The following is a 12,798-nucleotide window of genomic DNA, read 5'->3' on the forward strand; positions in this document are numbered from 1 at the left end:
GCGCCTGGCTGTACGCAATGCTGGCGTTCGCCTGCGCGGGCACGGCGCAGGCGCGCTCGGCCGCCGAGACCATGGACATCCTGATGTGGAATCGGGAGCCGGTCGGCGGACCATTCGAGCTGATCGACCAGGCCGGCAAGGTGCGCAGCGACCGCGACTTCCGCGGACGGCTGATGCTGGTCTATTTCGGCTTCACCTATTGCCCCGACGTCTGCCCGACCGATTTGATGGCGATCGGACAGGCGCTCGAGCAGCTCGGGCCGGACGCCGACGCCGTGCAGCCGATCTTCATCACGCTCGACCCCGAACGCGACACGGCCGGGCATCTTGCTGAATACGTGCCGCTGTTTCATCCGCGGCTGCTCGGGCTGACCGGCAGCCTCGAGGCGATCGCGACGGCGGCGGAGGCCTACAAGGTCTATTTTGCCAAAGTCCCGATCGGCAAGGACGGCGGCGACTACACGGTCGACCACACCTCTTTCATCTACCTCATGGACCGCGACGGGAAATATCTCGGCTTCTTTCCGCCGGGCACGTCGGCCGAGCGCATGGCCGAGATCATCCGGCCACGGCTTGCGGCGCCTTCACGCTAGCCCTCCGGCGAGAGCAGGCCGGACGCGACGCGCATCACCGCCCGTTGGTGCGCAGCAATTTCTCGCCGCCTTCCGTCACCGCGATGACGAGCCCCATGCCCGGCAGCGTCTCGCGCGCGACGTAGCCGCGATCGGCGGCGTCTTCCCAGATCGTGAGGCGCGGGCACGAGGTCTTCCAGGTCGCGATCACCTCGGCATAGGCGCGCGGCTCGCGCGCGACCCATTCGACGAAGTCCAGCACCAGCGGATCGGCAGTCTCGCTCATTGCAAACCTCCCTTGTCGAAGGCGGCCAGCACCGGCGTGCGAACCATGAGCCATCCGCCATAGGCGATGTAGTAGCAGGCGATTGTGGTGATCAGCTTGTTGGACCAGGCGATGAATTGCTGGTCGGTCATGGCCTCGAGGATGCGCCGTGCCAGCGTGGTGCCGAGCATCGAGGCTGCAATCGCGACGCCGGCGAGCACGGGATCGAGGCTTGCGGCCTGGTCGATGACGCCGCCGAAATAGATCAGCTTGGTGAAATGGCTGACGAGCTGGCACATCGCTTTGGTCGCCACCTTCTCGCGCCGGCCGAAATCGCCGCCGAGGAAGAAGGTGTCGAGCAGCGGGCCGGAGACGCCGGTCATCAGCATCAGGCCCATGCAGATCGTGCCATAGACCGTGCCCTGCCAGAGCCTGTCAGGATCCGGCTTGACGTTCGACGGCAGCAGCCGTGCCATGAACGGTGTGACGCCGAGCAGCAGCAGCGCGGTCGGCTTGTCCGGCACGTAGCGGGTGATCGACCAGGCCGCGAGCGCGATGGCCGCGCCGGCCATGTAGTTCGCGACCGGCCGCCAGCGGATATGCGACCGCCACAGCAGCGCGCGCCAGCCGTTCGAGGCCATCTGCGTGATCGCATGCAGCACCATCGCGGTCGGCAGCGGCATCAGGGCCAGCAGCACGCCGATCAGAATCAACCCGCCCGCCATGCCGAACAGCCCCGACAGGAACGCGGTGGCGACCATCAGCAATCCAAGGGCAGCGATCATGATGGGCGTCACGTGGGGATTCTCCTGTGGTGGCGAGGCGACGTAAGGGACGAAGGCTGCTCATTCCCCCTCGCTCCGCTTGCGGGGAGGGGGAGCCTCCGCGGGGACGGAGGCAGTTGGACTCGCGGAGACTCCCCCTCGCCCGGAATTTGCTGACGCAAATCCCGGCCTCTCCCCGCAGGCGGGGAGAGGTGAAGGGCACCGCCTCCGCTTCGACAAATCAACTTGGAATTACTCTCATTCTTGTGCCCCGCTTGCTCCCCCTTCGCAAACTGAGTTATCTTGCCCTGGCATCAGCTTTCCTGAGGGTCGGGCATTGCGGCGGCTGCTGTTTCTCAACGGCATCAAGGCATTCGAGGCGGCGGCGCGGACCGGCAGCTTTGCTGCGGCCGGGCTCGAGCTGAACGTGTCGGCGGCCGCGGTCAGCCGCATGGTGCATCTGCTGGAGGAGCGGCTCGGTGTCGGGCTGTTCGAGCGCAAGGCCAACAAGCTGGTGTTGACGCAGGCGGGCCGCGCCTATCAGAGCGGGCTGACGCCGATCTTCGACGCGCTGGCGAGCCTCACCGCCCAGGTGACCGCGCCCTCCAGCGTGCGCGTGCTCACCATCGGCGTCGGCCACACCTTTGCGATGCGCTGGCTGATCCCGCGGCTGTCGGAGTTTCGCAACGAGGAGCCCGACATCGAGGTGCGCTTCACCACCGGCGGGGCGCTGGTGCCGTTCGGCGAGGACTGGAATTGCGGCATCAAGCTCGGCACCGGCGACTGGCCGGGCCTCGTCGCCGAGCCGCTGTTCGCCGGCGATCTCACGCCGGTCTGCGTGCCCCGGCTCGCCAGCGGCCTGAAGCGGCCGGCCGACCTCAGGGGACCCAGCCTGATCCGTGTCGCGCACTCACCCGAGGACTGGCCGATCTGGCTGAAGGCCGCCGGCCTTGCCCGCATCAACGCGCGCGGCCCGGAATTCCAGTTCTACGGCCAGGCGCTGCAGGCCGCCGCCGACGGGCTCGGCATCGGCATGGGGATCCGCCCCTATATCGACGACGATCTCGCTGCCGGCCGGCTGGTTGCGCCGTTCGACCTCTCGGTGCCCAAGGGCATGCGCTGGTACCTGCTCTATCGCAGCTTCCAGACCGAGCAGCGCGACTTCGCCGCGTTCCGCCGCTGGATCATGCGGGCAGCCTCGGAACCCGCGACCCGCCCCGTGCGGCGCGCGGGCCGTACCGCTACACGGAACTGACTATCCAAACTTGCCAATTGCAATTGAAGCTTTGCAAACCCGGACGACGGTGCACCTCTCCCGCTTGCGGGGGAGGTCGGCGCGAAGCGCCGGGTGGGGGCTCTCTCCTCTCGGGGAATCTCTCCGCGGAGACACCCCCACCCCAGCCCTCCCCCGCAAGCGGGAGAGGGAGAGCACCGGCTCTGCGGAACTCAATTCGACACGCCCAAAAGCAAAAAACCCCGCCCCTTGTGAACGGCTTCACATCATCAAATCCGCAATCGTGGTCCCCTAACCCCCCAACAAGACACGCGACCTAGACACTTTGGGGACTACCAATGACGACCCTCTACGACGGCTTTGACATCGAATCCTTCGAGGCAGGCAAGGGACTGTGGCACGCCCGTATCCGGCGCTCCGATTTCAGCCCGGTTGCCATCGACGGCGTGCTGTTTCCGGCCATGGAAGTCGGCTTCGCCTGGCCCGATCGCGACGCCGCGATCGCCGACGCCAAGCACCACATCGACCGCTTCCGCCGGCGCACCGATCGCGACGACGACTAGATCTTCCAGCACAGCGCGGCGCGAAACGAGGAACCGCTGATGTCGTATATCGAGATCGATGAGACCCAGCCGCTGGCCCGATCCTTCGCACGATCGGTGCTGTCGAAATGCCCGGACTGCGACGGCGATCTCACGGTGCTCCGTGTGATCGGCGGCCGCGCCGGATGCGAGTACTGGACCATGCGCTGCACCGATTGCGGCGGCGTCCATCTCGACATCCTGAAGCCGCGCCAGGCGGCCGCGGATGACGACGGGCCGCTGCCGGCGGCGTGACGTTCCGCCCTGCTGCCAACCTGCTGTCAGCAGTCCGAGCATGGACGGGCTTTCGCCCTTTATTGAGGGGCGGACTCGTCCCATATTCGCCCCATGGCGAAGAAACCTGCTCCCCCTAAATCCCCCAAAACCAAGGCCCCGAACTCCAAGGCGCACCGCCCTGACGTGCAGCCGATCGGGCCGGCGCTGGCCGAACTGCTCAATCCCGCGATCAACCGCGGCGATGCCGGGCTTGGCTCGGGGACAGGCCTGCAGCCGCCGCCGGACAATTCGCGCGACCGCCGCGCCGGGGGCGAGGCTGCCGCGCATCGCGCGCGGGCCTCGACGCCGAAGGAGTTTCCCCAGGACTCTGCCCGACCGATGCCGCTGCGGCCCAATCCGCAGCCGCCGGGAGCCCGTGCATCGACTGAAGGCTTTGACGAGGCACCGCAGGCCAATTACGGCACCGCCGCCACGATCCCGACGCTCGATCCGGAACTGGCGCGTCAGCTCGGCCTGCCGACCGAGGAAGACGACGCCGAAGCGCTGGCGCGTCCGCCGCGCAACAAGATGGAGGCGCTCGGCGTCAAGGCGACCGCGGAGGCGCTGGAGTCGCTGATCCGCGAGGGCCGGCCCGAGTTCCGCAAGAACGACGGCTCCGTGAAAGTGTGGACCCCGCACCGGCCGCCGCGGCCGGAAAAGTCCGAAGGCGGCGTGCGTTTCGAGATCAAGTCAGCCTACGAGCCCAGGGGCGACCAGCCGACCGCGATCAAGGAGCTGGTCGAAGGCATCGAGCGCAACGACCGCTCGCAGGTGCTGCTAGGGGTCACCGGCTCCGGCAAGACCTACACCATGGCCAAAGTGATCGAGGCGACGCAGCGGCCCGCCATCATCCTGGCGCCGAACAAGACGCTTGCCGCCCAGCTCTATGGCGAGTTCAAGAGCTTCTTCCCCGACAACGCGGTGGAGTATTTCGTCAGCTATTACGACTACTACCAGCCGGAAGCGTATGTCCCGCGCACGGACACCTACATAGAAAAGGACTCGTCCATCAACGAGCAGATCGACCGCATGCGCCACTCGGCGACGCGCGCGCTGCTCGAACGCGACGACGTCATCATCGTGGCGTCAGTGTCCTGCATCTACGGTATCGGTTCGGTCGAGACCTACACCGCGATGACCTTCGCGCTGAAGAAGGGCGAGCGCATCGACCAGCGCCAGCTCATCGCCGACCTCGTCGCGCTCCAGTACAAGCGCACCCAGGCCGACTTTACCCGCGGCACTTTTCGCGTGCGCGGCGACGTCATCGACATCTTCCCGGCGCACTATGAAGACCGCGCCTGGCGCGTGAACCTGTTCGGCGACACCATCGAGGCCATCGAGGAGTTCGATCCGCTCACCGGCCACAAGCAGGACGAGCTCGAATTCATCAAGATGTACGCCAACTCGCACTATGTGACGCCGCGCCCGACGCTGGTGCAGGCCATCAAGTCGATCAAGTCCGAATTGAAGATGCGGCTCGACCAGCTCAACAACCAGGGACGCCTGCTGGAGGCGCAGCGGCTGGAGCAGCGCACCACCTTCGACCTCGAGATGATGGAGGCGACGGGAAGCTGCGCCGGCATCGAGAACTATTCGCGCTATCTCACCGGGCGCCTGCCCGGCGAGCCGCCGCCGACGCTGTTCGAATACGTGCCCGACAATGCGCTGGTGTTCGCCGACGAGAGCCACGTCACCGTGCCGCAGATCGGCGGCATGTTCCGCGGCGACTTCCGGCGCAAGGCAACGCTGGCCGAATATGGCTTCCGTTTGCCGTCGTGCATGGACAACCGCCCACTCCGCTTCGAGGAGTGGGACATGATGCGGCCGCAGACGGTCGCGGTGTCGGCCACGCCCGGCGGCTGGGAGCTGAACGAGAGCGGCGGCGTCTTCGTCGAGCAGGTCATTCGTCCGACCGGCCTGATCGATCCGCCCGTCGATATCCGCCCCGCCCGCACCCAGGTGGACGATCTCGTCGGCGAGGTGCGCGCCACGGCCCAGGCCGGCTATCGCTCGCTGATCACGGTGCTGACAAAGCGCATGGCGGAGGACCTCACCGAATATCTGCACGAGCAAGGCATCCGTGTCCGGTACATGCACAGCGATATCGACACCATCGAGCGCATCGAGATCATCAGGGATCTCCGCCTCGGTGCCTTCGACGCGCTGGTCGGCATCAACCTGTTGCGCGAAGGCCTCGACATTCCCGAATGCGCGCTGGTCGCGATTTTGGACGCCGACAAGGAAGGCTTTTTGCGCAGTGAAACGTCCTTGATCCAGACCATCGGCCGCGCCGCGCGCAACGTCGACGGCAAGGTGATCCTCTACGCCGATCAGATGACGGGCTCGATGGAGCGCGCCATCGCCGAAACCAACCGCCGCCGCGAAAAGCAGGTCGAGTACAACACCGCCAACGGCATCACGCCGGAGAGCGTGAAGAAGCAGATCGGCGACATCCTCAACTCGGTCTACGAGCGCGACCACGTGCTGGTCGAGGTCGGCGGCCACGACATGACCGACGACGTCATCTCGATCGGCCACAATTTCGAAGCCGTGCTGGCCGATCTCGAAACGCGGATGCGCGAGGCCGCAGCCGATTTGAACTTCGAGGAAGCCGCGCGCCTGCGCGACGAAGTCAAGCGCCTGCGCGCGACAGAGCTCGCCGTGGTGGACGATCCCACCGTCAAGCAGCGCGCCGTGGCCGGCAAGGCCGGCGCCTATGCCGGCACGAAGAAGTACGGCGACGCCGCGAATTTGCCGGTCAGCGCCATGAAGAAGAAAACCGTCGGCTCCGCGCTGAAGGCCAGCGGCGGCGGCAGCGGCTCGAAGGTCCACAAGCCGCATCTCGACGAGATGCACGGCCCGGAATCGCTGCCCTACCGCGAGAAGCAGACGCTGCCGTCAAAGCCGTTCGGAAGCACGAGCCGGATCATCCAGCCGACGGACTCAAGGCAGTCGGGGCCGGAGTTCGGGCCGGCGCCGAAATCGACGGGCGGGGCGCCGGGACGGCGGGGCGGGTGGAAGAAGAGGTAGGTTAGCCAAAGGTTCGAGCAGGATTCTGGATTGATCTTTTCGATGAAGCGAAAGAAATATTTCAAAGTTCCATCGAATATCGTCATTGAGCAAATGACAAACAGCTCGCTTGGTCACGACCGTAGAGGAGCAATCGCGAGGACCAAGCAAATCTATCGATTATTCGGACCACCGCGCGGTATGATGTTCTCCGGTGTTATGACCGCTGACACCTACTACGAGATGATTAACGCCTATATCTTCGGGCTTTACATTTCGACTGTATTCGCGGCCCACGCACTGATCGAGTCGTCGCTGTCTTTCGGCTTCATGTTTAATTCGAAAGACGAGGCAATTGCCGAAGGTGGCCTCGGCAAGATCGTCACGGCCTCACTAGAGCGAGGACATATATCTAATGAACTTGCTAAGCGCTTGAACGAACTTCGCCTCATGCGAATTGCTTACTTTCATTCTCATGTTGGTTTGAACAAGAAGGGCGCGATGAAGCGGGTCTTGGATAAGGGAAAATACGGCGTGAAGCTTCACAGAAGCGATGCAAGCGACGCCCTGCGGATCGTGCACGAATTTTTGAACGAGACTTCGCCAGGCTTTTTCCATAATGAATAGTTCTTGGCGGCACCGAGATCACGGACTCGGAGGACGATGGATTTTCAGATTCGCTGCTTCGCGGTGAACCTGAGTGACGTGCTAAGACCGCTTCCTCACCCCACGCTCGCCGTCACCACCGCCATCACCGACAGCAGCAGCACGATCGTCACCAGCTGCAGCGAGGCGACGGGCTGGGTGCGCCAGGCTGTGATCTTGTCGGACAGCGACAGGTGGGCCTCGAAGAATTTCGGCTCATAGACGGTCTTGAAAACGGCAGGGAAGCTCGGGCCGAGGGTCACGGCCAGCATCGCATGCATCAGCGAGGCGATCGCGACGAAGATGGCGACGCCGGGGTCGCCGGAGAGGTCGTGGTTGCCGCAGAGCTTGAGCAGGAAGGCGGCGACGGCGAAGGTCGGGAAGCTCTGCAGCGTCGCGGTCAGCGCGAGGCCTTCGAGCGCGTTGTGCAGGCGGGACTTTCTCGTGGCGGCGATGGTGGCCATGGCACGTCTCCCTGATGACATGGGGATGACGGTAGCCGCGAGGCCGGAGGAGCGATGTGAGATGGGTCACGCGCATTTCGACACCGAACAAGGGGTGAGAAACGCTTCGGATTTGTGGCGTTGAACATGCCGCCCGCTCCGCCGCGTTCCCTCCCCCCTTGCGGGGGAGGGTTAGGGAGAGGGGTGGCTCCGGGAGAGGTCTGAGTTCGTGGCTACCCCTCTCCCCGCCCCTCCCCCGCAAGGGGGGAGGGAGTGAGAGAGCGGTGGGCGCCTGACTCGTGCGAGAATGAACGCCTACAGCTTCCCCTGCCCGTTCACCTGGCTCTGCTGTTGCCGCTGCTTCTCCTGTTCCTTGGCGTGGTGGCGGCCGTAGAGGCAGCCGGCGGCGGCGCCCAGCACGCCGTGATGGCCGGCATAATGGCCGGCGACGCCGCCGACGACGGCGCCCTTGATGCAGCCCTTGGCGTTGGCGGCGGAACCCGCGCCGAGCATGAGGAGCACGGCTGCGGCGGTGAGGAGCGTGGATTTCATGGATGTCTCCGGATGCGATGTCCTGGCATCAACGGGCGCTGACGGCTCCGGGTTCCCTCGCGCCCGGCATTGCAGGACGCGTCGGCCGGTAGGCACGCAGCGTCATCGCAGGGCGCGAAGGCCGCTCGGTTTCTTGCAAGGAAACACGGGTGCAACCCGCAATTGCACCCCATGAACCGGGTATTGCGCCGGCGCGTCATAGACTGGATCACCCCTGTGTTCTCACGGATTGGAGCATGCGCGGGCTGCGCGTTAGCGTCCGCGGGTCATGGCAATGAGGGCGGCTCGGCATGACGGTGGAATCGTTGAACAGGCAACGCGTCGTGCATCTGCTCGACGCCTTCGCGCGCGGCGACATCGAGGCCGCGCTGGCGTGCTGCACCGACGACGTCGACTTTCTCACGCACGCACCGATCGACGTGCTGCCGCACATGGTGCCGCGCCACGGCAAGGGCGAGCTGCGCGAGCTGTGGCAGACGATCTGGTCGCGCTATTCGGAAGTTCGCTACAAGGCCCCGCACATCCTCGCCGACGGCGACGAGGTCGCGACCTACATGCACACCTATTTCAGGAAGCGCAGCAACGACCGCATCGTGCAGTTCGACATGGCGGTGTTCTACACCTTCCGCGGCGGGCTGGTGGCTCAGATCCGCGAGATCATCGATTCCTACGATCTGGTGCAGCAGGTGCTGGAGCGCGAGATCGGGCCGCTGATCACGGGGGTGGATTGAGTCTTCTCCCTCTCCCCGTTCTTACGGGGCCGCGACGAGCTTCGCTCCCTCTCTCCGCGCGTGAGGTCCTCGTGAGACCTGTCCCCCCTCACCCGGATCGCACCGGACGATGCTGCGCATCGCCGAGGCGATCCGACCTCTCCCCGCAAGCGGGGAGAGGTTAAGAGCGCCCCCGTTTGAACCTCCCTGCCCGCCGGCAAGACCCATCCCGGGGCGTTGTGTACGCCGGCTGGGGTTGGCCGATGAAAATCGTTTTGCTTGCCGTCTTGGGACTGTTTTTGGGAACGCTGGGCGGGGCCGCGCTCGGCATCGGGGCCGGGCTCGCTTTCGTCGAAATCGCACAAACCACGAATTTCGAGGGCCAGAACGGCATGCTGGTGTTCTTCACTTTCATGCCCGCGGGCGCTGCCATCGGCGGGATCGGCGGCGCAGCGCTGTTCGGCCTGCTGGCGCTGCGCGACAGCGCCATTGCGCTGGAACGGGAACCCGCGGTGCACGGGGACCGGTAAATTACGGGGTCCTGTTGTAAATCTCACAAATCGCCATCAATTGTGCATTGCAAAAACGTGAATTGCGTTTTGGCCGAAATCCCGTACCTTGTTCGTATACAAATGAGTTGAGCGCCCCGGGGCACCTTTACGGTGCATGGGGTCGTTTTCCGTTTTTTCTGCAAGCCAGCTTCAGGACTGCCCCAAATGACAGAGCACAGCCTCTGGCGTTTCTCGCGCGCATTGCACCGCGCGATCAACGACCGGCATTTCGAGGATATCGAGTCCCTGATCGACGAGGACGTCGAGTGGGCGCTCTACGGCCCCATCGACATGTTTCCATTCCTCGGCGCGCGCCAGGGCAAGGAAGCGGTGCTCGACGTCATCCGCCAGCTTGCCGACAATTTCCAGGTCCGCCGCTTCGACCGCGAGAGCATCATGCTGGGCGTGGATTCCGCCGCCTCGATGCTGCGCTATTCGCTGACGGCGCTGGATTCCAACAAGCCGATTTCGCTCCGGGTCGCGCAGTTTGCCCAGTTCAGGGCAGGCAAGCTCATCAGCATGCGCGTGCTGATCGACACGTTCGACCTGGTCGAGCAGGCACTCGGCCGCGCCATTCATCTGCCGAAGATGACCAGCGTCGGCTGAGGGGGACGCCAACGGGTCCCGCTGATCGGGACCGATGACGAGGCGACCGCGACGTCCTGGCCTCCAGCCCCGCCGGATGCCGTCGCAGGCCAGCCGTCATCGGGCGCGCGCCTTTCGCGCGGCCCGTTGGTTCGCGTCCCCAACGCGGGCATCCCGAGGCGAGCCGCCACAATTTCGCAACGATAGATCCGCATGTATGGTGGTGACCGAATGGCGCATGGTCATCACCGAGGGCCGACATATATTGTCGGACAGCATGCGCCGGGGTTTGCGGGCAGGACGATGGAATTCTCGACAGGTTTTGGCTGGACCAGGCTGCCGGTGCTGGCGGCCACGTTCATTCTGGGATCGGTTCTGACGGTCTCGGCGCAGATCATCCCGCCCTTCTCCCCGCCCGCCGCCGTCGTGTCCGACGACGAGGAGGCCGAGACGGCCGAGGCTCCCAACGTCAACGATCCCGATGTGATGAAGGACATCGACGTCGACAAGCTCGACTGGAGCCAGCTCGCCATCGATGCCGGCACGCTCAACGACATCATCGCCGCCAAGAAGCGCGCCCAGGCCGCCGCCAATAGCGGCATGGCCTGGTCGTCGAACACCAACACCAACGGCTCGTCCGCGGTGACGGTGAAGCAGTCCGTGTTCGAGTTCTGGGACACGCGGATCGGCGCCGACATGACGGTGGCGAGCGAGCCCCGGACGATGTCCGAGCTCTTGGCACAGAAGGCCACCAATGGCGGCAACCTGCCGCAATCCTCCGGCAGCGCCTGGGCGACCGCGACCGCGCCGGGCGCCGGCGTGATCTGGGACAAGACCGCGGTCGAGGCCCGCGTCGATCCCGGCTCTGAACAGAGCAAGCTCGGGGCCTCGCTGACCAAGTCGGTGCCGCTGACGGGCGACACCTCGCTGACGCTGCAGAACGGCTACAGCGTCAACCAGCAGGGCACCACCGCCGTCCCCGGCATCGGCGGCCACATCACGCGCAATTACGAGACCGACCAGACCGCCAAGGTCACCAACACCGACACCGGCACCAGCATCACCGCAGGCCAGACGCTGTCGACCACCGACGACAAATGGCTGCGCAAGCTCGGCGCCGAGCAGAAGCTGTTCGACAACGTCACCGTCTCCGGCTCGGTCGGCGAGACCTCGCAAGGCGCGATCAACAAGAGCGTGACGGCAGGCTTCAAGAAGAGCTGGTAGCTCGGCGATCAGACTCTATCCCCTCGGAGCTCTCCGAAGGAGCGCGTCTCGCAGGCGCTCTTCACGATGAGGGATAGAAGGTTCCGTCGCTCGACCTGCGTTTACACTCTCCTAACCATACGCCACGGCAAAGCCCCCGAATCGTCCGCCCTTGCCGTATCTCGGCCATGCCGCGGTCAAAATCCGACGCCCTAGTCAGGATGACCGAATTCGTCGTGCGGGGGACACTCGCGCTGCGCTCAAACGCGAACAGGGGAACACCGATGAACGCTATCCGTCCGGAAAAGATCGAAGGCACCGAAACCGAGACCGTCGACAGCAATCTCGCTGCGGTGACCGAAGTCGAAGCTGGCATCCGTGACTTCGTCCGCAACGACATCGCCTATCTGCGCCGTCCCGCGGCGGCGACCACCGATGCGCCGCCGCTCGATCCGAGCGCGGAGGCCACCGTCACCAACGTCAACTCGCTGATCCAGCGCGTCGCCGGCACCTCGCTCGCCGAGATCGAGAACCTGATCTCCGAGCTCGAGAGCCTGCGTGACCTGCTCCATGCCGAAGGCCAGCGCGTCCAGCGCGAGATCTCCGGCTACGCCCAGCTCAGCCAGGCGGCGATGAAGTCGACCCGCATGATCTCCGACAACGTCGCGCAATGGAAGCGCGCTGCCGACGGCCTGCGCAACAGCTGATCGCACCTACCAGGCATCACTGGACCGCCGCGTTCCCGGAAGGGAGCGCGGCGGTTTTGATTCGTGGTCAGGTCTCGTGCCCCGGACGCGGTGCGGCACGCAGTGCTGCGCCGCAGAGCCGGGGCCCATGCCTCAGTTGAGTGCGCCTCACAATGGGTCCCGGCTCTGCGCAGCAGCGCAAGAGCGCTGCAGCGCGTCCGGGACACGAGAGTGTGCCTTTGAACCGTCCGCCGCTTATCGGCGACCAATGCCAAGCGCCCGTGCCGCCACGGCCGGGTTCGGGGGACATTCCAGATGGAAAGCATTCGGCCCGACACCACGGAGCCCATACCGATGCGGCCCGCGCCGAACCAGTTCGGCACGATCATGCTGCGGTTTGTCGGATTGCTGGCGGTTGCGATCGCGGTGCTGGCGTTCGTCTATAGCCGCTGAGGCGGGACCGCGAGGCGGTCCCGAAACATTAACGAACCCTTACCGGGCCGCGTCGAAGGTCGAGGCTTCCAGGGTGTAGGCGCCGTCGGCATAGCCCTTCACCACCATGCCGGCGACCAGCATCACGGCCAGCGTCGCGGTAGCGAAGATAAATCCGACAAACTTGAGTGCGCCGCGGTCAGCCATGGTCCTCGTCCCCTGTACCTCTGCCTATTCGTTCAAATAGACAGCGACAGGTTCATAATTGGTTAGCAACTCGATGGTTCCCC

17 protein-coding genes are annotated in these 12,798 nt (G+C 65.0%); 12 read left to right on the forward strand and 5 right to left on the reverse strand.

The genetic code is table 11. The features are described 5' to 3' along the window. Positions 1-17 precede the first annotated feature (17 nt). On the forward strand, positions 18-593 hold the full coding sequence (locus tag JQ617_RS29795) for an SCO family protein (protein ID WP_249157688.1): 576 nt from the start codon (positions 18-20) through the stop codon (positions 591-593). A 34-nt stretch (positions 594-627) separates the two neighbouring features. Here JQ617_RS29795 and JQ617_RS29800 read toward each other — a convergent pair whose 3' ends face one another. Both JQ617_RS29800 and JQ617_RS29805 read right to left on the reverse strand, forming a co-directional pair. After that, entirely contained in the window at positions 628-858 is a 231-nt protein-coding gene (locus tag JQ617_RS29800; protein WP_212029451.1) for a hypothetical protein, read from the reverse strand. Then, positions 855-1,634, reverse strand: coding sequence for a TSUP family transporter (locus tag JQ617_RS29805; protein ID WP_212029452.1), 780 nt, complete (start codon positions 1,632-1,634; stop codon positions 855-857). Before JQ617_RS29805 ends, JQ617_RS29800 begins: the two co-directional genes overlap by 4 nt. A 304-nt stretch (positions 1,635-1,938) precedes the next feature. Between JQ617_RS29805 and JQ617_RS29810 the strand changes: the two genes are divergently transcribed. From JQ617_RS29810 to JQ617_RS29830, 5 genes are all read left to right on the forward strand, one after another. Further along, complete coding sequence (locus JQ617_RS29810; protein ID WP_212029453.1) at positions 1,939-2,856, forward strand: LysR substrate-binding domain-containing protein; 918 nt, start codon at positions 1,939-1,941, stop codon at positions 2,854-2,856. A gap of 317 nt (positions 2,857-3,173) precedes the next feature. Then, complete coding sequence (locus JQ617_RS29815; protein ID WP_063687329.1) at positions 3,174-3,398, forward strand: hypothetical protein; 225 nt, start codon at positions 3,174-3,176, stop codon at positions 3,396-3,398. Between the two features lie 39 nt (positions 3,399-3,437). Next, positions 3,438-3,671 carry a hypothetical protein gene (locus JQ617_RS29820; protein ID WP_212029454.1) on the forward strand — a complete coding sequence of 78 codons (234 nt, stop codon included), beginning with the start codon at positions 3,438-3,440 and terminating at the stop codon, positions 3,669-3,671. Positions 3,672-3,764: 93 nt separating this feature from the next. Next, a complete protein-coding gene (gene uvrB / locus JQ617_RS29825) occupies positions 3,765-6,722 on the forward strand; it encodes an excinuclease ABC subunit UvrB (RefSeq protein WP_212029455.1) in 2,958 nt (985 codons plus the stop codon). Positions 6,723-6,752: 30 nt separating this feature from the next. Next, positions 6,753-7,328 (forward strand): hypothetical protein, encoded by a 576-nt coding sequence (locus tag JQ617_RS29830; RefSeq protein WP_212029456.1) that lies wholly within the window; start codon positions 6,753-6,755, stop codon positions 7,326-7,328. Positions 7,329-7,423: 95 nt separating this feature from the next. Here JQ617_RS29830 and JQ617_RS29835 read toward each other — a convergent pair whose 3' ends face one another. Both JQ617_RS29835 and JQ617_RS29840 read right to left on the reverse strand, forming a co-directional pair. Then, the gene (locus JQ617_RS29835) at positions 7,424-7,810 is read right to left on the reverse strand and encodes a hypothetical protein (protein WP_212029457.1); all 387 of its coding nucleotides are present in this window, start codon (positions 7,808-7,810) and stop codon (positions 7,424-7,426) included. A gap of 294 nt (positions 7,811-8,104) precedes the next feature. Further along, the gene (locus tag JQ617_RS29840) at positions 8,105-8,341 is read right to left on the reverse strand and encodes a hypothetical protein (protein ID WP_212029458.1); all 237 of its coding nucleotides are present in this window, start codon (positions 8,339-8,341) and stop codon (positions 8,105-8,107) included. Between the two features lie 290 nt (positions 8,342-8,631). On the opposite strand from JQ617_RS29840, the gene JQ617_RS29845 reads away from it, so the two are divergent. The 6 genes from JQ617_RS29845 (at position 8,632) to JQ617_RS29870 (ending at position 12,529) form a co-directional block, all read left to right on the forward strand. After that, entirely contained in the window at positions 8,632-9,072 is a 441-nt protein-coding gene (locus JQ617_RS29845; protein ID WP_212029459.1) for a nuclear transport factor 2 family protein, read from the forward strand. A 176-nt stretch (positions 9,073-9,248) separates the two neighbouring features. Further along, complete coding sequence (locus JQ617_RS29850) at positions 9,249-9,581, forward strand: hypothetical protein (RefSeq protein WP_502754901.1); 333 nt, start codon at positions 9,249-9,251, stop codon at positions 9,579-9,581. Positions 9,582-9,767: 186 nt separating this feature from the next. Continuing rightward, entirely contained in the window at positions 9,768-10,208 is a 441-nt protein-coding gene (locus JQ617_RS29855; protein WP_212029460.1) for a nuclear transport factor 2 family protein, read from the forward strand. Positions 10,209-10,490: 282 nt separating this feature from the next. Then, positions 10,491-11,411: a hypothetical protein gene (locus tag JQ617_RS29860; protein WP_212029461.1), complete on the forward strand. Its 921-nt coding sequence runs from the start codon at positions 10,491-10,493 to the stop codon at positions 11,409-11,411. A 263-nt stretch (positions 11,412-11,674) separates the two neighbouring features. Continuing rightward, the gene (locus JQ617_RS29865; RefSeq protein ID WP_212029462.1) at positions 11,675-12,097 is read left to right on the forward strand and encodes a hypothetical protein; all 423 of its coding nucleotides are present in this window, start codon (positions 11,675-11,677) and stop codon (positions 12,095-12,097) included. Positions 12,098-12,391: 294 nt separating this feature from the next. Further along, complete coding sequence (locus JQ617_RS29870) at positions 12,392-12,529, forward strand: hypothetical protein (RefSeq protein WP_167358259.1); 138 nt, start codon at positions 12,392-12,394, stop codon at positions 12,527-12,529. A 39-nt stretch (positions 12,530-12,568) separates the two neighbouring features. On the opposite strand, the gene JQ617_RS29875 is transcribed toward JQ617_RS29870, so the two are convergent. Continuing rightward, positions 12,569-12,715: a hypothetical protein gene (locus JQ617_RS29875; protein WP_167358258.1), complete on the reverse strand. Its 147-nt coding sequence runs from the start codon at positions 12,713-12,715 to the stop codon at positions 12,569-12,571. Between the last annotated feature and the right edge of the window lie 83 nt (positions 12,716-12,798).

The sequence above is a fragment of the Bradyrhizobium sp. KB893862 SZCCT0404 genome, from assembly GCF_018130885.1.
Lineage (GTDB): Bacteria > Pseudomonadota > Alphaproteobacteria > Rhizobiales > Xanthobacteraceae > Bradyrhizobium > Bradyrhizobium stylosanthis.

What these genes read in the sequence shown, in the direction of transcription:
- JQ617_RS29795 (WP_249157688.1), top strand. Translation starts at nt 18, where the DNA reads ATGCTGGCGTTCGCCTGCGCGGGCACGGCGCAGGCGCGCTCGGCCGCC.
- JQ617_RS29800 (WP_212029451.1), bottom strand. Translation starts at nt 858, where the DNA reads ATGAGCGAGACTGCCGATCCGCTGGTGCTGGACTTCGTCGAATGGGTC.
- JQ617_RS29815 (WP_063687329.1), top strand. Translation starts at nt 3,174, where the DNA reads ATGACGACCCTCTACGACGGCTTTGACATCGAATCCTTCGAGGCAGGC.
- JQ617_RS29820 (WP_212029454.1), top strand. Translation starts at nt 3,438, where the DNA reads ATGTCGTATATCGAGATCGATGAGACCCAGCCGCTGGCCCGATCCTTC.
- uvrB (WP_212029455.1), top strand. Translation starts at nt 3,765, where the DNA reads ATGGCGAAGAAACCTGCTCCCCCTAAATCCCCCAAAACCAAGGCCCCG.
- JQ617_RS29835 (WP_212029457.1), bottom strand. Translation starts at nt 7,810, where the DNA reads ATGGCCACCATCGCCGCCACGAGAAAGTCCCGCCTGCACAACGCGCTC.
- JQ617_RS29840 (WP_212029458.1), bottom strand. Translation starts at nt 8,341, where the DNA reads ATGAAATCCACGCTCCTCACCGCCGCAGCCGTGCTCCTCATGCTCGGC.
- JQ617_RS29845 (WP_212029459.1), top strand. Translation starts at nt 8,632, where the DNA reads ATGACGGTGGAATCGTTGAACAGGCAACGCGTCGTGCATCTGCTCGAC.
- JQ617_RS29855 (WP_212029460.1), top strand. Translation starts at nt 9,768, where the DNA reads ATGACAGAGCACAGCCTCTGGCGTTTCTCGCGCGCATTGCACCGCGCG.
- JQ617_RS29860 (WP_212029461.1), top strand. Translation starts at nt 10,491, where the DNA reads ATGGAATTCTCGACAGGTTTTGGCTGGACCAGGCTGCCGGTGCTGGCG.
- JQ617_RS29865 (WP_212029462.1), top strand. Translation starts at nt 11,675, where the DNA reads ATGAACGCTATCCGTCCGGAAAAGATCGAAGGCACCGAAACCGAGACC.
- JQ617_RS29870 (WP_167358259.1), top strand. Translation starts at nt 12,392, where the DNA reads ATGGAAAGCATTCGGCCCGACACCACGGAGCCCATACCGATGCGGCCC.
- JQ617_RS29875 (WP_167358258.1), bottom strand. Translation starts at nt 12,715, where the DNA reads ATGGCTGACCGCGGCGCACTCAAGTTTGTCGGATTTATCTTCGCTACC.